The 18,117-nt window shown below is 67.7% G+C and carries 19 protein-coding genes; 10 read left to right on the top strand and 9 right to left on the bottom strand.

Going from position 1 to position 18,117, the window contains the following annotated elements:
- Positions 1–29 precede the first annotated feature (29 nt).
- Positions 30–497 (top strand): MarR family winged helix-turn-helix transcriptional regulator, encoded by a 468-nt coding sequence (locus AZSP09_RS05465; protein WP_232058857.1) that lies wholly within the window; start codon positions 30–32, stop codon positions 495–497.
- Positions 498–669: 172 nt separating this feature from the next.
- Positions 670–1,095, top strand: coding sequence for an organic hydroperoxide resistance protein (locus AZSP09_RS05460; RefSeq protein WP_152089397.1), 426 nt, complete (start codon positions 670–672; stop codon positions 1,093–1,095).
- Between the two features lie 200 nt (positions 1,096–1,295).
- Here AZSP09_RS05460 and AZSP09_RS05455 read toward each other — a convergent pair whose 3' ends face one another.
- Both AZSP09_RS05455 and gpmI read right to left on the bottom strand, forming a co-directional pair.
- The gene (locus AZSP09_RS05455; protein ID WP_152089396.1) at positions 1,296–2,165 is read right to left on the bottom strand and encodes an HDOD domain-containing protein; all 870 of its coding nucleotides are present in this window, start codon (positions 2,163–2,165) and stop codon (positions 1,296–1,298) included.
- 113 nt (positions 2,166–2,278) lie between these two features.
- Complete coding sequence (gpmI, locus tag AZSP09_RS05450; protein WP_152089395.1) at positions 2,279–3,919, bottom strand: 2,3-bisphosphoglycerate-independent phosphoglycerate mutase; 1,641 nt, start codon at positions 3,917–3,919, stop codon at positions 2,279–2,281.
- A 147-nt stretch (positions 3,920–4,066) separates the two neighbouring features.
- Here gpmI and AZSP09_RS05445 point away from each other — a divergent pair, with 147 nt between their 5' ends.
- The 4 genes from AZSP09_RS05445 (at position 4,067) to AZSP09_RS05435 (ending at position 6,528) form a co-directional block, all read left to right on the top strand.
- Positions 4,067–5,107: a patatin-like phospholipase family protein gene (locus tag AZSP09_RS05445; protein ID WP_152089394.1), complete on the top strand. Its 1,041-nt coding sequence runs from the start codon at positions 4,067–4,069 to the stop codon at positions 5,105–5,107.
- A 19-nt stretch (positions 5,108–5,126) separates the two neighbouring features.
- Positions 5,127–5,327 (top strand): hypothetical protein, encoded by a 201-nt coding sequence (locus AZSP09_RS20230; protein WP_232058856.1) that lies wholly within the window; start codon positions 5,127–5,129, stop codon positions 5,325–5,327.
- A gap of 81 nt (positions 5,328–5,408) precedes the next feature.
- Positions 5,409–5,927, top strand: a complete 519-nt coding sequence (locus AZSP09_RS20225) for a DUF1684 domain-containing protein (RefSeq protein WP_232058855.1) — start codon at positions 5,409–5,411, stop codon at positions 5,925–5,927.
- A 34-nt stretch (positions 5,928–5,961) separates the two neighbouring features.
- Positions 5,962–6,528: a flavin reductase family protein gene (locus AZSP09_RS05435; RefSeq protein ID WP_152089393.1), complete on the top strand. Its 567-nt coding sequence runs from the start codon at positions 5,962–5,964 to the stop codon at positions 6,526–6,528.
- A 78-nt stretch (positions 6,529–6,606) separates the two neighbouring features.
- Here the strand turns inward: AZSP09_RS05435 and AZSP09_RS05430 are convergent, their stop codons facing one another.
- Both AZSP09_RS05430 and AZSP09_RS05425 read right to left on the bottom strand, forming a co-directional pair.
- Positions 6,607–6,855 (bottom strand): hypothetical protein, encoded by a 249-nt coding sequence (locus AZSP09_RS05430; RefSeq protein ID WP_014237240.1) that lies wholly within the window; start codon positions 6,853–6,855, stop codon positions 6,607–6,609.
- Between the two features lie 125 nt (positions 6,856–6,980).
- The gene (locus tag AZSP09_RS05425) at positions 6,981–7,766 is read right to left on the bottom strand and encodes an AraC family transcriptional regulator (protein WP_152089392.1); all 786 of its coding nucleotides are present in this window, start codon (positions 7,764–7,766) and stop codon (positions 6,981–6,983) included.
- Positions 7,767–8,025: 259 nt separating this feature from the next.
- Here AZSP09_RS05425 and AZSP09_RS05420 point away from each other — a divergent pair, with 259 nt between their 5' ends.
- A complete protein-coding gene (locus AZSP09_RS05420) occupies positions 8,026–9,330 on the top strand; it encodes an MFS transporter (RefSeq protein WP_152089391.1) in 1,305 nt (434 codons plus the stop codon).
- A 191-nt stretch (positions 9,331–9,521) separates the two neighbouring features.
- Here AZSP09_RS05420 and AZSP09_RS05415 read toward each other — a convergent pair whose 3' ends face one another.
- From AZSP09_RS05415 to AZSP09_RS05405, 3 genes are all read right to left on the bottom strand, one after another.
- Positions 9,522–10,394 carry a D-hexose-6-phosphate mutarotase gene (locus tag AZSP09_RS05415; RefSeq protein WP_152089390.1) on the bottom strand — a complete coding sequence of 291 codons (873 nt, stop codon included), beginning with the start codon at positions 10,392–10,394 and terminating at the stop codon, positions 9,522–9,524.
- Between the two features lie 114 nt (positions 10,395–10,508).
- On the bottom strand, positions 10,509–11,057 hold the full coding sequence (locus tag AZSP09_RS05410; RefSeq protein WP_152089389.1) for a hypothetical protein: 549 nt from the start codon (positions 11,055–11,057) through the stop codon (positions 10,509–10,511).
- Between the two features lie 71 nt (positions 11,058–11,128).
- Complete coding sequence (locus tag AZSP09_RS05405) at positions 11,129–11,701, bottom strand: DNA-3-methyladenine glycosylase I (RefSeq protein ID WP_152089388.1); 573 nt, start codon at positions 11,699–11,701, stop codon at positions 11,129–11,131.
- A 185-nt stretch (positions 11,702–11,886) separates the two neighbouring features.
- On the opposite strand from AZSP09_RS05405, the gene AZSP09_RS05400 reads away from it, so the two are divergent.
- Positions 11,887–12,120, top strand: coding sequence for a DUF3567 family protein (locus AZSP09_RS05400; protein ID WP_014237246.1), 234 nt, complete (start codon positions 11,887–11,889; stop codon positions 12,118–12,120).
- A gap of 72 nt (positions 12,121–12,192) precedes the next feature.
- Here the strand turns inward: AZSP09_RS05400 and AZSP09_RS05395 are convergent, their stop codons facing one another.
- Positions 12,193–13,890: an AMP-binding protein gene (locus AZSP09_RS05395; protein WP_152089387.1), complete on the bottom strand. Its 1,698-nt coding sequence runs from the start codon at positions 13,888–13,890 to the stop codon at positions 12,193–12,195.
- A gap of 320 nt (positions 13,891–14,210) precedes the next feature.
- Between AZSP09_RS05395 and AZSP09_RS05390 the strand changes: the two genes are divergently transcribed.
- Positions 14,211–14,402: a DUF3460 family protein gene (locus AZSP09_RS05390; RefSeq protein ID WP_014237248.1), complete on the top strand. Its 192-nt coding sequence runs from the start codon at positions 14,211–14,213 to the stop codon at positions 14,400–14,402.
- Positions 14,403–14,547: 145 nt separating this feature from the next.
- Here AZSP09_RS05390 and AZSP09_RS05385 read toward each other — a convergent pair whose 3' ends face one another.
- Positions 14,548–17,238, bottom strand: a complete 2,691-nt coding sequence (locus tag AZSP09_RS05385; RefSeq protein WP_014237249.1) for a bifunctional acetate--CoA ligase family protein/GNAT family N-acetyltransferase — start codon at positions 17,236–17,238, stop codon at positions 14,548–14,550.
- 316 nt (positions 17,239–17,554) lie between these two features.
- Between AZSP09_RS05385 and AZSP09_RS05380 the strand changes: the two genes are divergently transcribed.
- Entirely contained in the window at positions 17,555–18,109 is a 555-nt protein-coding gene (locus tag AZSP09_RS05380; protein WP_152089386.1) for a class I SAM-dependent methyltransferase, read from the top strand.
- The last annotated feature ends 8 nt before the right edge of the window (positions 18,110–18,117 follow it).

Raw genomic sequence — 18,117 nt, 5'->3', positions numbered from 1 at the left:
TAAATAGCGCGCTATTTAATATGGGCGCCATGGATGACAAGCCCAACAACGCCACCCCGCCAAGCCCGGCCTCCCTGCTGCTGCAGAACCAGTTCTGCTTCAGCCTGTATGCCACCACCCTGGCCATGCAGAAGGTCTATCGCAAGGTGCTGGGCCCCCTGGGCCTGACCTATCCCCAGTACCTGGTGATGCTGGTGCTGTGGGAGCGGGATGGCCTCACCGTGTCCGAGATCGGCGAGCCCCTGGGCCTGGATTCGGCCACCCTGACGCCCCTCTTGAAGCGCCTGGAGACGGCGGGCCTGCTCAGCCGCAGCCGGGCCGCCAGCGACGAGCGCCAGGTGGTGGTGAGCCTGAGCCTGGCGGGGCAGGAGCTGCGCCGCCAGGCCGAGGCCGTGCCCGCCGCCATGCTCTGCGCCGCCGCCTGCTCCACCGACGAGCTGGGCCGGCTCAAGGGCGAACTGGACGACCTGCGCCGGCGGCTGCAGGCCTACGGCTGAAGGCTGGCCATGGCGTGAAGGGCCGGCACAAGAGGGCCTCCCGGCCCTTTTCTTCCGGCAAATATATAGCACGCTATTAAATAGTGATTCTTGATGATTTTCATGGGCGGCGATGCGCCCGGACCGTTCCGAAGTCGTCGCAGGCAGTTCCCACTTTTCTAGGAGAAAGACCATGTCGATCGAAAAAGTGCTGTACCGGGCCCAGGCCCAAGTCACCGGCGGCCGTGACGGCCGTGCTGTCGGCGCCGACGGCCATCTGGAGGTGACCCTGAGCACGCCCAAGGAACTGGGCGGGGCCGGCGGTGCCGGCACCAATCCGGAGCAGCTTTTCGCCGCCGGCTATTCGGCCTGCTTCATGGGTGCCATGAAGTTCGTTGCCGCCCGGGACAAGATCGCCTTCCCGGCCCAGGCCAGCATCGAGGGCCTGGTGGGCATCGGCGTCATCCCCGCCGGTTTCGGCATCGAGGTGGAACTGCGCATCGCCCTGCCGGGCCTGGAGCGGCAGGCGGCCGAGGAACTGGTGGCCAAGGCCCACCAGGTGTGCCCCTATTCCAACGCCACCCGGGGCAATATCGACGTCACCCTGACCCTGGTCTGAGGGTCTCGCGGGGCGGCGTTGCCGCCGCAGCAAAGCAGCCGCCGCGGCCTGGCCGTCGGCGGCTTTTTCATGGCCGCTTGGATGGGGTGGCCGGAGAGGCGCGCGGATAGGCGATCTCCGGCATGGCATGGCTGGGAAGTCCGCCGGATGAGGCTTCCAGGGGATGGGGTGCCGCCATGTTGCCGGCGGCTGGAAAGGCGTCAGAACTGCAGGGCGCCGGTGAGGGAGCCCACTTCTTCCGCCGCTTCGGCCAGGATGCCGCTCAGTGTTTCCTCCCCCAGCACCATGTCCAGATTGGCGCCGGCGCCCATGTCGGCACCGCCCGGGGCTGCGCCGCCCGGGGCTGCGCCGCGGCTGTTGAAGCGGTGCAGGGGCGAGGGTACGGGGCACAGTTCCTCGGCCAGCAGCAGGGTGTCGCCGAGGGAGTGGGGCGGGATGGCGAGGAAGCCATCCCAATAGGCTTCGATGGCTTCCAGTACCGGCGCCGGCACTTCCAGCACCTGCAGCACGGCCCGGCCCAGGATCATTTCGCCGCCTTCCATCCAGGCGTCGAAATCCCCGTCCAGCAGGCCGGGCTGGCGCTTGGCCTGGGACAGCAGGTAGAAGCCGCCGACCTCGTGCACGATGCCGGCGAACATGGCCGTTTCCCCATCCACCTTGGTCACCCGGCGGGCGATGACGTGGGCCAGGGCGGCCACATGGGCCGTGTGTTGCCACAGTTGGGCGGCCATGGTCTGCAAGGCCGGATCGCTGGGGCTGCCGGACAGCTGGCGGGTGATGAGGGCCATGGCCAGGGCGCGCACGGTGCGAAAGCCCAGGCGGGCGACGGCGGTGCGCACGTCGGTGACGGGATTGCCGGCACGGTTGTAGGTGACCGAGTTGGCCATGGCCACCACCCGGGCCGCCAGCAGGGGCTCGGCCTGCACCAGATGGGCGGCGGCTTCGATGTGGCACTCCGGATCGTCCAGGGCCTGCCGCACCTTGATGGCCACCTGGGCGCTGGTGGGAAAGGCGAGTTCGCCGTGGCCGACCCCGGCCGCCAGGGTGTTGAAGACTTCGAGCTTGTCCATGGCCCAGCATCATACCCCTGTGCCACGGGGCGTCCAGCCGCTGCGTCAAGAAGGGCCAATGCAAAACGGCGGCCCTGGGGCCGCCGTTTCCTTGTTGCGCCGATGCCGTGGGATCAGCGGATTTGCAGCAGGCTCTCGTCCCACTTGGCGTGCTTGTCGTAGCCCAGCAGGTTGGCCACGGTGGCGGCGATGTTGGAGAGACCGGCGCTTTCCGTCTGCTTCAGGGCCAGCTTGCCGCCGCTGACGTTGTCGTAAAGGATCAGCGGCACCGGGTTGAGGGTGTGGGCGGTCTTGGCCTTGAAGGAGCCGTCCGCATTGAGCTGGGGCTGCTTGGTCTTCTTGTCCAGCTCGAACATCTCGTCGGCGTTGCCGTGGTCGGCGGTTATCAGGGCCACCCCGCCCATGGCGTCGATCACCGGCAGGATGCGCTCCAGGGCCAGGTCCACCGCCTCGACGGAGAGGGTGGCGGCGCGGAAGTTGCCGGTGTGGCCCACCATGTCGCCGTTGGCGAAGTTGCAGCGCAGGGTCTTGTACTGGCCGCTCTTCAGGGCGGCGATCATGGCGTCGGCGATCTCGGCGGATTTCATCCAGGGCCGCTGCTCGAAGGGCACCACGTCGCTGGGCACTTCCTGGTAGGTCTCGCCCTCGAACTTGCCGGAGCGGTTGCCGTTCCAGAAGTAGGTGACGTGGCCGAATTTCTGGGTTTCGGAGCAGGCGAACTGGGTCACGCCGCTCTTGGCGAACCACTCGCCCATGGTGTCCTTGATGGCCGGCGGGGCCACCAGAAAGCGCTTGGGCAGCTGCAGGTCGCCGTCGTACTGCAGCATGCCGGCGTAGATGACCTTGGGCATGCGGATGCGGTCGAACTTGTCGAAATCCGCTTCCTCGAAGGCCCGGGTGATTTCGATGGCCCGGTCGCCGCGGAAGTTGTAGAAGACCACGGCGTCGCCGTCCTCGATGGTGCCGACGGGCTGGCCATTGGCGCCGATGACGAAAGGCGGCAGGTCCTGGTCAATGGTGCCGGGATGGCGCTGGCGCAGGGCCTTGACCGCTTCCGCGGTGCTGGCGAACTGCTCGCCCTGGCCCAGCACGTGGGTCTTCCAGCCGGCTTCCACCAGGGCCCAGTTGGCCTCGTAGCGGTCCATGGTGATGACCTGGCGGCCGCCGCCGGAGGCGATGCGGGCGTCGAAGGATGGGTCGGAAATCTCCGCCAGGAAAGCCTCGAAGGGCTCCACGTATTCCAGGGCGCTGGTCTCGGGTACGTCGCGGCCGTCCAGCAGGGCGTGGATGCGCACCGTCTTGACGCCTTCGGCCTTGGCCTGGACCACCATGGCCTTGAGGTGGTCGATGTGGCTGTGCACGTTGCCGTCGGAGAAGAGGCCGATGAAGTGCAGCACACCACGACCGGCCTTGGCCCCGGCGACGATCTCCTGCCAGGCCTGGCCCTGCCAGATGCTGCCGTCGGCGATGGCGCCCGCCACCAGGGCGGCGCCCTGGGCGTACACCTGGCCGGCGCCGATGGCGTTGTGGCCCACTTCGGAATTGCCCATGTCGTCGTCCGACGGCATGCCGACGGCGGTGCCGTGGGCCTTCAGGCGGATGTTCGGGCAAGTGGCGAAGAGCTTGTCCAGGGTGGGCTTCCTGGCGGCGGCGATGGCGCTGCCGACGTCGGTCTTGGGCAGGCCGTAGCCGTCCATGACGATGATGACCACGGGACCGGACACGCCGGGGAAGGAGGAGAGCTTTTGCAGCATGGGGAAATCCTGGCAGAGCGATTCGGGAAAGGTCGGCAAGGCTGCGGCCCCGCCGAGGGCGCCCGTCAAAAAGCGGCAAGATGCGCCGCCGCGGCGCCGGGCGAAGTATCCTAGCCGGGAACCCATCAGTCAATCCGAGGAGCAGTCATGGCAGTTCAGCAGACGGCAGCAGGCAGCACGGGTTTGGCCCTCAATCTGGCGCTCCAGGGCGGCGGCGCCCACGGCGCCTACAGCTGGGGTGTGCTCGACTGCCTGCTGGCGGACGGGCGCTACGGCTTCGACGGCATCAGCGGCACCAGCGCCGGCGCCATGAACGCCCTGGTGCTGGCCGACGGCCTGATGAAGGGCGGTCCCCAGTGGGCCCGCCTGGCCCTGGAAGAGTTCTGGCAGGCCATCGCCGACAGCGTGCCCCTGGATCTCTCCATGCCGGTGCAGGGCGGCGAAGGCCTGGCCCTGATGCCGGCCACCCGCATGATGCTCAACTGGACCCAGTACCTTTCGCCCTACCAGTTGAATCCCCTCAACTTCAATCCCCTGCGCCAGCTGCTCAAGGAGCGGGTGGATTTCGAGGGCCTGCGCCGGCACAGCCCGGTGCGCCTGTTCCTCGCCGCCACCAACGCCAATACCGGCAAGCTGCGCCTCTTCCGCAACGCCGAACTGAGCGTGGAGGCGGCCCTGGCCTCGGCCTGCCTGCCCATGATCCACCACGCCGTGGAAATCGACGGCGAGCCCTACTGGGACGGTGGCTATTCTGCCAACCCGGCGGTGTTCCCCCTGTTCTACGAATGCGACAGTCCGGAAATCCTGCTGGTGCTGCTGGCGCCGCCCTCCTACGGCGAGGTGCCGACCACGGTGGAGGAAATCCGCGCCCGGGCCATGGAACTGGCCTTCAACACCAGCGTGCTGCGGGAAATGCTGCTCTTCGCCAACGTCATCGACTTCTCCGAGCGCCTGGGCCTGGAGGCGGGGGGGCTGGAAAAACGCATCCTGCAGACCCATTTCCATCTCATCGAGGCGGCCGACCTGCTGCACCAGTTCGGCTCCGAAACCAAGGTGGCGGCCGACTGGCCCTTCCTGCTAAAGCTCCACGACCTGGGCTACGCCGCCGCCGAAGACTGGCTCCGGGCCCACAGCGGCGACATCGGGGTACGCAACTCCTTCGATTTGGCCCGGCGCTTTCGCCTCTAACCCTTTTTGCGAGAATTCCATGAGCGATATCGATGCTTCTCCGGCGGCCCGGCACCGGCGCTGGTTCCAGCGCCGCCTGGCCGAACTGGATGCGCTGCAAGGCTGGCCCGGCCTGATCGGCCTCATCTGGCTGGAGCCCGGCGACAACGCCGTGGGTGCGGGCGCCGACTGCCTGGTGCGCTTGCCCGACGGTCCGGAGCGCCTGGGCTTGTTGTGCTAGCAGGGCACTAGCATCACCTGGGAGCCCGCCGGCGGCGGGGTCCAAGCTCTGCAGACCGACGCCCAGGGGGAGCCGACGCCGGTGCGCAGCGGTGCCTACCAGTTTTTCGTCATCGAGCGGGAAGGCCGTCTGGCGGTGCGCCTGCGGGATCTGGAGTGGCAGGCGAAGCGGCCCTTTGCCGGGCTGGAGTGCCTGCCTTATGCGCCGGCCTGGTCCATCGAGGCCGCCTGGGAAACCCTGGCCGAGCCCGTCACCATGGAAGTGCCGACGGTGACCGGCGAACTGAAAGCGGTGACGGTGCGGCACCGGGCGGTGTTCGACCACGCCGGACAGACGGTGGCCCTGCTGCCCATGGAAACGGGAGAGGAGGGCGTCTTCTTCGTTTTCCGCGATGCCGGCAGCGGCCGCCTGACCTACGGCGCCGGCCGTTTCCTGCGCTGCCCGCCGCCCCGGGACGGCAAGGTGCTGCTGGACTTCAACCGGGCCTACAACCCGCCCTGCGCCTTCACCCCCTTCGCCACCTGCCCCCTGCCGCCGCCGGAGAACTGGCTGGGCTTTGCCGTCGAGGCCGGCGAACTGAAATACCGGGGCGGCCACTGAGGCTCCCGTACCCATCCTGCTTGGAGAGAAAAAGATGCGTGTCGCCGTTCCCCTGTCCCAGGCCTACAAGCTGTTCAACCACGGCCCCGTGACCCTGGTCAGCAGCGCCCACCAGGGGCGCCGCAACGTCATGGCGGCCTCCTGGGCCATGCCCCTGGATTTTTCGCCGCCCAAGGTGGCGGTGGTGATCGACAAGGGCGCCCATACCCGGGGCCTGGTGGAAGGCGCCGGCGAATTCGTGCTGGGCATTCCCGGCAAGGCTCTGGCCGAGGCGGTGGTGGCCGTGGGTTCTTGCAGCGGCCGCGACGGGGACAAGTTTGCGCGCCTGGGGCTGGCCACGGCGCCGGCGGAAAAGGTGGGGGCGCCCCTGGTGGAGGGCTGTGCCGCCTGGCTGGAATGCCGGGTGCTGCCGGAAGAGCACAACCAGCACAACCAGCAGGCCTACGACCTGTTCCTGGCCGAGGTGGTGGCGGCCTGGGCCGACGACCGGGCCTTCCGGGACGGCCGCTGGCTGTTCGCGGCGGAGGAACTGCGCACCCTGCATTACGTGGCGGGCGGGCAGTTCTTCCTTACCGGCGACAGCCTGGAAGTGCCGGCCTAAGGCCCGCTGCGGCCCCTGGGCGGGGCCGGGAGAAGGGAAGCGAAGGGGCGAAGAGCCGCCGCCGGGGGCGGCTCCGGCTCAGTGCTGGTGGGGGATGCCGGCGGCTTCGAAGGCGTAGCTGCCTTCGGGCGGGGCGCAGTGGAAGCAGGGGGCGTGGGCGGTGTTGCCCAGGCCCAGGACCTGTTGGGCCAGGAGGCGGGCCACCTCGGGCTGGCCGGCGCAGGCCTCGCGGATGACGGATTCGATTTCCACCTCGGTTTGCTGCGACTGCACATGACTCAGTCGCTGCAGGAGGGAGGTCAGTTGTTGGCGTTCAATGGCGTTCATGGCTGGCTCCTCAGGCGATACGGCTTCGGGATGAGGTCGATTCTGCGCCTGTTGAATGTTGCAATGCAACAAGTTTAGGCCGGGCATTTGATCCAGGTTGATACAGTGTGTAACAGGAGCCGCAGCTACTGGCGGAAAAACTGCCGCGGCGACTGGCCGAAAGCCCGCTTGAACATGGCGGAGAAGGCGCTGGGGCTGGCGTAGCCCAGTTCCGCCGCCACCGCCCCCAGGCTGCGGCCCTGGGCCACCAGGGCGGCGGCCCGGGACAGGCGCAGCTGCTGGCGCCAGGCGCCGAAGGGCATGGCCAGCTCCTTCTGGAAGAGGCGGGCCAGGGTGCGGCTGCTGGCGCCGACCCGGGCGGCCCAGGCCTCCAGGCTGAGGTCCGCCGCGGGCTGGTCGAGCAGGGCCTGGCAGAGGGCCATCAGGCGCCGGTCCCGGGGCAGGGGCAGGCCCAGGGAGAGGGGCTTGGCCTGGCGCATCTCCTCCACCAGCAGGGCCGTCATCAGGCCGCGCCGGGGTTCGGCGGGGGCCGGGCTGGCAGCCAAGGCCTCGCTCAGGGCCCGCATGACGTCGGAGATCTCCACCACCCGGCAGGAATCCAGGGGCAGGGGGGCCGCCGCCGCATCCACGTAGAGGGTGCGCAGTTCCACCTGGCCCAGCATGACCACGGTGTGGGCCACCTGGGGCGGAATCCAGATGGCCCGCAGGGGCGGCACGATCCAGGCCATGTCGGCGGTGGCCAGGCGGATGGTGCCGGCGATGGGGTAGGCCAGCTGGGCCCAGTCGTGGCTGTCCCAGGGGATTTCCACGTCGGCCGGTGCCTTGCGCAGGTTCACCGTGACCGGCTCGGCGGCGCTGGGGGGCCGGCGGGGCCAGGGATCGTAGGGCAGGCGCGGCTGGGCGGCAGGCATGGGCGTCTTCCGGAGGGAGCGGGTTGGGGGCGGCATCTGCCGGCTGGAACCGGGGCGGAGCGGGTTGGCGCTGGGGCCGGGCCAGCGCCGGCCCGGGGCGGTACGGTCAGCGGTACGGTCAGCGGTACGGTCAGCGGTACGGTCAGCGGTACGGTATGGCTGGCCGGATTGCGACAATTATTGTCCGTCTGCCGTGTTTCTGCCAGGGGGCGGGAGGGTTAGGATGCCTGCCTGTTTTCCATCATCAGGAGCCGGGCCCATGGGTACCGATAGCAACGCCGCCGTGGCATCCCCCGAACCTGTGGCGCTCGCTGCCGCCGTCACCGACACGACTGCCGCCCCTGCCGGCGCTGAAGCAGGCGAGACCGCCAGACTGCAGCGCCGGCGCGAATACGCCACCATCAGCGTGGTGGGCTTCGCTCACGGCGTCTCCCATTTCTTCCATCTCCTGCTGGCGCCCCTCTTTCCCTGGCTGATGCAGGAGTTCGGCCTCAGCTTCACCCAGGTGGGGGCCACCATGACCCTCTTCTTCGTCGTTTCCGGCATCGGCCAGGCCCTGGCCGGCTTCGCCGTGGACCGGCTGGGAGCGCGGCGGGTGCTGTTCTTCGGCGTCTCCTGCCTGGCGGCCGCCGGCGTGGCTTTGGCCCTGGCCCACAGCTATGCCGGCCTGTTTCTGGCCGCCGGCCTGGCGGGGCTGGGCAATGCGGTGTTCCATCCGGCGGACTTCACCCTGCTCAACCGCCACGTTTCCGCGGCCCGCCTGGGCCATGCCTTCTCCATCCACGGCCTCTCGGGCAACCTGGGCTGGGCGGCGGCACCGGCCTTCCTTACCGGCATCGCGGCCCTGGCCGGCTGGCGCGGCGCCGCCCTGGGCGCCAGCGTGGTGGCCCTGCTGGCCCTCGGTTTGCTGTTCTGCTTCCGCCATCTGCTGGCCGATCCGCCCCATGGGGCAAGCCGGCACGACGGGGCCGCCGGCTCCCCCTTCGCCTTCCTCGGCTGCGGCCCGGTGTGGCTGTGCTTCGGCTTCTTCCTGTTCACCACCACCGCCTTCGGCGCCTTCCAGAATTTCGGCTCGCCGGTGCTGCAGCAGGTCTATGGTCTCTCCGTGGGCCTGGCGGCCAGCGCCATCACCGCCTTCCTCCTGGGCGGGGCCGGCGGCATGGCCCTGGGCGGCTTTCTCGCCGGCAAGGCCATGGCCCATGACCGGCGTATCGCCCTGATCCTGTCCACGGCGGCCCTGCTGGCCCTGCTGCTGGCCAGCGGCGTCGTGCCGGCCACCCTGGTGCCGCTGCTGATGGCCTGCATCGGCTTCTGCAACGGCCTGGCCGGTCCTTCCCGGGACCTGCTGGTGCGCCGGGCGGCGGCGGTCCGTTTCGGCCAGCAGGCTTTCGGCCGGGTCTACGGTTTCGTCTATTCGGGGCTGGATACGGGGCTGGCCCTGTCGCCCCTGCTGTTCGGGCCCATGCTCGATGCGGGCCATTTCGCCAGCGTGCTGGTGGGGGTGGCCATCCTTCAGTCCATCGCCGTGCTGACGGCCCTGGGGGTGGGGCAGCGCCAGGTTTGAGAAGACCGAAAAATCCGGGCCACAGAGAGCACAGAGATCAGCGGGAGGTGGCGGGAGGTGCGGGCTGTCGGGTGGCTGGCCAGGTCCGGTTCAGGGACCTGGCCGGAAAGGCAGGAGGGACGGCTATTTCAGGGTAGTGCAGGCGGAGAGGCTCGTGGATATTGCCTCTCCGCCCTGCCTGCTTTTCGGGATCAGGCGTCCAGGGTCACCAGGGTCTGGCGGCCCCACCAGGAGGCGCCGGGGGCCACCACCACCGGCTTGCCCACGGCCACGGCCTCGACGCACAGCATGTGGCGGAAACCGTTGGCCGGCATGTCCTTGAGGCTGGCGCAGCGGTGTTCCCAGGGGTTCCACACCACCACGTCGGGAAAGCCCTCGCTGGCGATGGCCAGGGCCTGGCGTCCGTCCTTCAGCAGCAGGGGGCGGGGCACGTCCAGATAGACCTGGTCCACCTCGTCATCCACCATCAGTTCCGGGCCGGTCTCGACCTTGGTCTCCTGGCTGCCGGGAAGCTGGCGGCGGCTACCGTGGAGGCCGGTGAGGGTGACGTTCTCCACTTCCTTGACGCGCAGGTAGGTGTGCAGGCCGCCGGTGAATTCCAGGGGCTCGTTGCCCGGATTTTCCACTTCCAGTTCGATGTCCAGGCGGTCGCGGGTCAGGGCCACGGTCAGTTCGGCGCGGAAGTCGTGGGGCCACAGGGTCCGGCTGGCGTCGTCGGCCGTGAGGCTGTAGACGGCGCAGGCGAAGCCGCCTTCTTCCGCTTCCGGCTGTTCACGCCACTCTTCCAGGGTCCAGGTGGCGGTGCGGGCGAAGCCGTGCTTGGGCAGGGGGCCGCGCTCGGCGAACTGGGGAAAGACCACCGGCACGCCGCCACGGATGGGGACGCTGCCGCCGAAGTCGGCCTGGGGGCTGAGATAGAGGCGCTCGCCGCCGCCGGCGGGGACCCAGGACAGGGCCTGGGCGCCGAAGGCGCTGATGACGGCGGTGCTGCCGTCGGGCAGGGTGAGGCGGACGGCGTCGAGGCCGTGGAAGGTGGTGTTGCCGAGTTTCTGGGATGCCGACATGGGGAGCGCTGGGAGGAAGGGCGGGGCGCTATTGTAGCCGGGCGGCGGCGGCTCCGCCCGGCGGCCTGAAACGGGGGCCCGGGCGCGGCTGCCGCCGGCGCCCGGTGCGGTGTTTCAGGCGCCCTTGCGGCGGGCGGCGCTGCGGGGCTTGCTGCCGTTTTCTTCGTTCGCGGCACTTTCCTCGGCCAGGCTGGCCTCGATCTGGGTGGCCGCCTCGGCGGCGGTGTGGGAGGCATTGGCGGCCAGGTGGCCCAGGGTGTGGTCCAGCTGGGTGACGCTCTGCTGGAACAGGTTCATCGCCGGCAGGATTTCCGCCGGCAGGCCCTTGCCGGCCTTTTCGATGCTGTTGGCGACGAAGGCGCTGAGGCCGTGGCTGTGGCCTTCGAAGAAGCGGATGGCCTCTTCCTGCAGGGCCATCAGGGCGCCCAGGCCTTCCTGGGTCAGGGCCAGGGAGTGGCGGTGCAGGGTGTCGCCGGTCTTGCCGGCGTCCAGGCGGGGCAGGGCGCCATCATCCGCCTGCAGGGATTCGAGCAGGTCCTGGCGGGCGGCGCTGCAGATGTCCAGGGTGCGGTGGCCGGAATCGAGCAGCAGGCCTGCGATGCTGGAGAAGGCGTTGAGGGAGCCCTGGTGCAGGGCGGCGGTAGCGGGTTGCAGGTCGTACATGGCGGCTGTCTCCTGGGTGGGGGGGCTTCCATTTTTAGCACCCCCACATGACAGCGGCGTGACCGCCGGGCCTAGGTCGTGGCCGCCACTTCGGCGTGGCGGAAACAGTCGGTGGTGTGGTCGTTCACCATGCCCGTGGCCTGCATGAAGGCATAGCAGATGGTGGAGCCGACGAACTTGAAACCGCGCTTGGCCAGGGCCTTGCTCATGGCGTCCGATTCGGCGGTGCGGGTCGGCGCCTCGGCGATGCTGGCCCAGCGGTTCTGCCGCGGCTTACCGCCGACGAACTGCCACAGGTAGGCGGCGGCATCGCCTTCTTCCTCGCACAGCTGCAGCCAGGCCCGGGCGTTCTGGATGAAGGCGGCCACCTTGAGCCGGTTGCGCACGATGCCCGGGTCCGCCAGCAGGCTGGCCACCTTGGCCTCGTCGTAGGCCGCCATGCGGTGGGGATCGAACTGGTCGAAGGCGAGGCGGTAGGTTTCCCGCTTTTTCAGAACGGTGATCCAGGAGAGACCGGCCTGGGCCCCTTCCAGCAGGAGGAATTCGAAGAGCCGGGCGGGGTCCCGCAGGGGCACGCCCCACTCGGTGTCGTGGTAATGCTGGTAGAGCGGGTCATCGCTGACCCAGGCGCAACGGCAGGGCATGGTCGGTTCCTCTGAATGAGCCGGCAGTGTAACCCTCCGACCTGGGGAAAACACCGGGGCGGGGCACTTTTTCCCCCGGGGAAGGTTCATACTCTTGAAAACGGCGGGTGGCACTCCCATGTGGGAGATGAAGACGCGGAAAGGATGAATGGCCGCCCTTCGTTTTAACACGAGAGGACCCGATCATGGACACGTTCTACAGCAGCGACGAGTATTCGGTTCTGGCCTACCCGGCCCAGTACGGTTTCGAGTTGGTAGACAAGACCGGGAACCGCTCCCTGTTCATTCAGGGCGTGCGGGCGGAGCAGTTCCACCGGGCCATCCGGGAAGTGGTGGGCGAAGGGACGGACACGGAAACCGTGGACGACTTTCTCGCCGACTATTGCGCCGGTGCCGCCCAGCCCATCGTGTTCCAGTAGACCGGAACAGTCCTGAATGAAAAACGGCGGACCCGCGGGTCCGCCGTTTTTTTTTTGCCCTAGCCCGGGGGCTCAGCCCTTCAGGTCGGGGAAGTCTTCCTCGAAGAATTCCCACTCGCCCTTTTCGTTGGCATTGCGGCGCTTGGCCTCGTTGGCCCGCAGCTCGACGCGCCGGATCTTGCCGGAGATGGTCTTGGGCAGGTCGGAGAACTCCAGGCGGCGGATGCGCTTGTAGGGAGCCAGGTTGGCGCGCAGGAAGGCGAAGATGTCCTTGGCCAGTTCCTTGGACGGCTTCTCGCCGTTGCGCAGGATGACGTAGGCCTTGGGCACGGCCAGGCGCACCGGATCGGGGGAGGGCACCACCGCCGCCTCGGCCACGGCCGGGTGCTCGATCAGCACGGATTCCAGCTCGAAGGGGGAGATGCGGTAGTCGGAGGCCTTGAACACGTCGTCCGCCCGGCCCACGTAGGTGATGTAGCCGTCCTCGTCCTTGGTGGCCACGTCGCCGGTGTGATAGACCCCGTCGCGCATCACTTCGGCGGTCTTCTCGGCGTCGCCGGAGTAGCCCACCATCAGGCCCAGGGGGCGCGGGTTGAGCTTGAGGGAAATCTCGCCCTCGGCGGCCTCGTTGCCTTCGCTATCCACCAGCACCACCTGGTAGCCCGGCAGGGGGCGGCCCATGGAACCGGGCTTGAGGGGCTGGCCCGGGGTGTTGCCGATCTCGGCGGTGGTTTCGGTCTGACCGAAGCCGTCGCGGATGGTGATGTTCCAGGCGTTCTGCAGCTGTTCGATGATTTCCGGGTTGAGGGGTTCGCCGGCACCGATCAGTTCGCGGATCTTCAGGCGGCCCTTATAGGCGGCCAGGTCTTCCTGGATCATCATGCGCCACACGGTGGGGGGCGCGCACATGGTGGTGACCTGGTACTTCTCCAGCACATTGAGCATGGACTTGGCGGAGAAGCGGCTGTAGTTGTAGAGGAAGATGCAGGCGCCGGCATTCCAGGGGGCGAAGAAGCAGCTCCAGGCATGCTTGGCCCAACCCGGCGAGGAAATGTTGAGGTGGATGTCGCCGGGCTGCAGGCCGATCCAGTACATGGTGGACAGGTGGCCCACCGGGTAGCTCTGGTGGGTGTGCAGCACCAGCTTGGGCTTGGAGGTGGTGCCGGAGGTGAAATACAGCAGCAGGGGGTCGGAAACCTTGGTGGCGGCATCCGGGGTGTACTCGGCGGAGGTGGTGTGGCTGTCCTTGAAGGACTTCCAGCCGGCGGGTTCGCCGCCGACGCAGATGCGGGTGTAGTCGCCGGCCAGGTCGGTGAACTTGTCGGTGTGGGCCGCGCCGATGATGACGTGCTTGACCTGGCCCCGGTCCAGGCGGTCGCGCAGGTCTTCGGGGGTGAGCAGGGTGGTGGCGGGAATCAGCACGGCGCCCAGCTTGATACAGCCGAGCATGGTTTCCCACAGGGGCACTTCGTTGCCCAGCATCATTAGGATGCGGTCGCCCCGCTTGACGCCCTGGGCCTTGAGCAAGTTGGCCACCTGGTTGGAACGGGCGGACATCTGGGCGAAGGAAATTTTGTGCTCGGTGCCGTCTTCCTCGACGATCCACAGGGCGGGCTTGTCGTTACCCTTGGCCATGACGTCGAAGTGGTCCAGGGCCCAGTTGAACTCGGTCAGCTGGGGCCACTGGAAGCCGTTGTAGGCGGTGGTGTAGTCGGTGCGGTGGGCCAGCAGGAAGTCGCGGGCCTTGAGAAAGGCTTCAGTAGCAGACAACTTGTTCTCCTCTGTTTTGTCGTTCAGTGTGAAAAGGCAACGCCGGATTGCTCCGGTACAACCCGCGACAGAACAGGGAGAACGGACCGGCCTGTGTGGTCAGGTGGTCCTGAGATCGAGAAGCGGCCGACGACGGCCCGACTCCCCCCTGCCCGGATCGCGTAACGCGTTTTATATTGTTTATTGACGTTGACGTTAACGTAATAAAATCGCCAGTGTCAAGGCGGGGCGGGCCCACGGGGGCGGCAGCAGAATTTCCGGGGAGTTGGGCTATAATCCGGGCCTTGCGTTCAACCCTCCAATCATTGGGAGTCCCTGGCATGGCCCTGTACGAATCCGATCACACCAAATTCATGCGCGAAATGCTGGCTAAGAACCCGGAGTGGGTGGAAGACCAGCGCAAGGGCCGGGCCATCTGGTGGGACAAGGAACTGCCCCAGGAAGAGCAGGAAGGCTTCAAGGCTGCCAAGGTGGCCCAGAAGTCCTACCCCTACGATGTGAACAGCAAGTAAGCCGGTTACGGCAACCATACAAAGCAAAAGGGCCAGGCATCATGCCTGGCCCTTTTGCTTTGTTGGCGAGGGCAGGGATTTCCGGGGCCGTCCCTGGTGGCGGTCCGGCCCGGACCCCGCCCCCTTTTGAGGGGCGCCGCGCGGATCAGTCGGTGAGGGGCTTGATGACGCGCTTCACAGCCGGATCTTCGGGGTGGGGGTGGATGGTGAAGCCCAGGCTGGTCATCAGCTTGAACATCTTGGAGTTGAGGGCCAGCACGTCGCCCACCACGGCCCGGTAGCCCTTGGCCCGGGCGCACTCGATGATGGCGCTCATCAGCTTGCGGCCGACGCCGCGCTTCTGCCAGCCGTCGGCCACCGCCAGAGCGAATTCCACCGTCTCGCCGTCCGGGTTGGAGACGAAGCGGGAGACGCCCACCTGGACTTCCTTGCCGTCCTCCTCGGTGACGGCGACAAAGGCCATTTCCCGGTCGTAGTCGATCTGGGTGAAGCGCACCAGCATGGACTGGGTCAGCTCCCGCAGGGTGTCCATGAAACGGAAGTACTTGGATTCGTCGGACAGGTGGGCGACGAATTCCTTCTCCATTTCCGCATCTTCCGGACGGATGGGGCGGATTACCACCACCTGGCCGTCGGGCAGGACCCAGTCCTCCACCAGGTGGGCCGGGTAGGGGTGGATGGCCATGTGGGAATAGCGGTCACCGGATGAGGGGGCGAAGTCGATGACGATGCGGGCATCGGCGGCGATGGCGCCGTTTTCATCGACGATCAGGGGGTTGAGGTCCAGCTCCTGCAGCCAGGGCAGTTCGCACACCATCTGGGAGATGCGCAGCAGCACGTCCTCCAGAGCTTCCATGTTGGCGGCGGGCATGTTGCGGTAGTCGCCCAGAATCTTGGCGGCCCGGGTGGAACGGATCAGGTCTTCCACCAGGTAGCTGTTCATGGGCGGCAGGGCCACGGCGGTGTCGTTGAAGACCTCGCACTCGGCACCGCCGACGCCGAAGGTGATGACGGGGCCGAAGACCCGGTCCCGGATCACGCCCACCTTCAGTTCCCGGCCGTTGGGACGGGCCACGAAGGGCTCGATGGAAACGCCGTTGATGCGGGCGCTGGGGGCGTTGCGGCCCACGGTGTCGAGAATGTCGTGGTAGGCATTGCGCACGGCAGCGGCGGAGATGATGTTGAGACGCACGCCGCCCACTTCGGACTTGCGCGGCAGGTCGGGGGAATCCACCTTCATCACCACCGGGAAGCCGATCTGCTCGGCCAGCAGCAGGGCCTCGGTGGGAGTGCGGGCCACCATGGTCTGGGCCACCGGAATCTTGAAGGCCCGCAGCACGGACTTGGATTCCATTTCGGAGAGCACCTTGCGCCGTTCCGACAGCACCGCCTCGATCAGCATCTTGGCGCCTTCGGTGGCGGTCTTGGCCTGGCGGGAGATGGGCTCCGGCGTCTGCAGCAGCAGCTTCTGGTTGCGGTAGTAGGTGGACAGATGGGAGAACAGGTCCACCGCCGTTTCCGGCATGCGGAAGGCGGGAATGCCGGCCTCGGTCAGCATCTTGCGCGCCGGGTAGGTCTGCTGTTCGCCCATCCAGCAGCCGACGATGGGCTTGGTACAGGTCTCGCTGGCGGTGATCACGGCCTTGGCCACTTCCTCGGGCTGGGTCATGGCCTGGGGCGTCAGCATCACCAGGATGCCGTCCACCTCCGGGTCCTGGGTGCCGGCCAGGATGGCGTCCCGGTAGCGTTCCGGGGTGGCATCGCCGACGATGTCGATGGGGTTGGCGTGGGACCAGGTGGGCGGCAGCACCGCATTGAGGGAGGCGATGGTGGACTGGGACAGGTCGGCCAGGGGAATGCCCAGCTCGGCGGCCCGGTCGGCGGCCATGGCGCCGGGGCCGCCGCCGTTGGTGATGATCAGCAGCTTGTTGCCGTCGGGGCGGAACTTGGAGGCCAGGCCCTTGGCGGCGTAGAACAGCTGGCCGATGTTGCGCACCCGCACCACGCCGGCCCGCTTCAGGGCGGCGTCGAACACCGCGTCGGAGCCCAGGGCCATGCCCGAGTGCACCTGGGCGGCGACGGAACCGGATTCGTAACGGCCGGCCTTGAGCAGCAGGATGGGCTTGATGCGGGCGGCCGAACGCATGGCGCTCATGAAGCGGCGGGCGTTGCGGATGCCTTCCACGTACATGAGGATGTAGTGGGTGCGGTTGTCGTAAACCAGATAGTCGAGAATCTCGCCGAAATCGATGTCGGCGGAGCCGCCGGTGGAAATGACGGAGGAGAAGCCCACGTCATTGACCTTGGCCCAGTCGAGAATGGCGGTGCACAGGGCGCCGGACTGGGAGACTAGGGCCAGGTTGCCCGGGTTGGCGGAGATGTTGGCGAAGGTGGCGTTGAGGCCCTGCACCGGGCGGATCAGGCCGAGACAGTTGGGGCCCAGGATGCGCACGCCGTAGCTGCGGGCAATTTCCACCATCTTGCGTTCGAGGGCGGCACCGGAGTGGCCGGCCTCGGCGAAGCCGGCGGTGATGACCACCACGTTCTTGACGCCGCTGCGGCCGCATTGCTCGATGATGGCCGGCACGGTGCGGGCCTGGGTGGCGATCACGGCCAGGTCCACGCGGGCGCCGATCTCCTCGATGGACTTGTAGGCCTGCACGCCCTGCACGGTGTCGTGCTTGGGGTTGATCGGGTAGAGGCGGCCCTTGTAGCCGGCCGCCACGATGTTGCGGTAGATGATGTTGCCGACGGAGTTTTCCCGGTCCGAGGCACCGATGACGGCGACGGACTTGGGTTCGAACAGGCTGGTAAGGTAGTGTTCTTCTTCGTGCATGACTTGTCCCCGAGCTTTGGACCAGCCCGGCTTGGCCGGTGCTGATTCGAGTTCCAGTTTGATATTGTGCGACGCAAAAATCTAGCACAAAAGTCAGAAGGTGTCTCATGGGGAAAACCGCAGCCCCCGGTTGCCGTTTGATCCAGGTCAGGAAAGTGACAATTAAACCTATAGTCTGCCTGTCGGGCCGATTCCCGGCCGCTTGCCGGGGTTGATTCGGCAGCGCCCTGTTTCACCCGTACGCCATGTTGCATCGCACCATATTTGGCCGGAGCCCTTGCTTCCGGCTTTCGCCCAGCCTTCGTCCGGAGCTCCCATGTCCGCCCCTGTTTCCATCCTGCCGCCATCCTCCTGGATCACCCGCTTTGCCCACCTCCTGCCCGACGGCGGCAGTGTGCTGGACCTGGCCTGCGGCAGCGGTCGCCATGCCCGCTGGCTGGCGGCCCGGGGCCTGGCGGTGACGGCCGTGGATCGGGATGCCGGAGCCATTGCCGCCCTGGCGGGGCTGCCGGGCATCGAAGCCCTGGCGGCGGACCTGGAAGGTGGTCCCTGGCCCCTGGCCGGACGCCGCTTTGACGGCATCGTCGTCACCAACTATCTGCACCGGCCCCTGTGGCCCCTGCTGGCGGCAGCCCTGGCGCCCCGGGGGGTGCTGCTCTACGAGACCTTCATGGCGGGCAACGAGCGTTTCGGCAAGCCGAGCCGGCCGGATTTCCTGCTGCAGCCGGGGGAGTTGCTGGAGGTCTGCCGGCAGCAGGGGCTGCAGGTGGTTGCCTACGAGGCGGGAGAGGTGGAGGCGCCGAAAGCGGCCATGGTGCAGCGCCTGTGTGCGGTGCGGGGCGATTTGCCCCGGCTTCCCGGCCGGCCCTGAGGCGGGGC

This window comes from Azospira sp. I09 (assembly GCF_009177135.1).
Lineage (GTDB): Bacteria > Pseudomonadota > Gammaproteobacteria > Burkholderiales > Rhodocyclaceae > Azospira > Azospira oryzae.
Note: the sequence above shows the minus strand (reverse complement) of the source record. Positions and strands in the feature narration are given on the sequence as shown.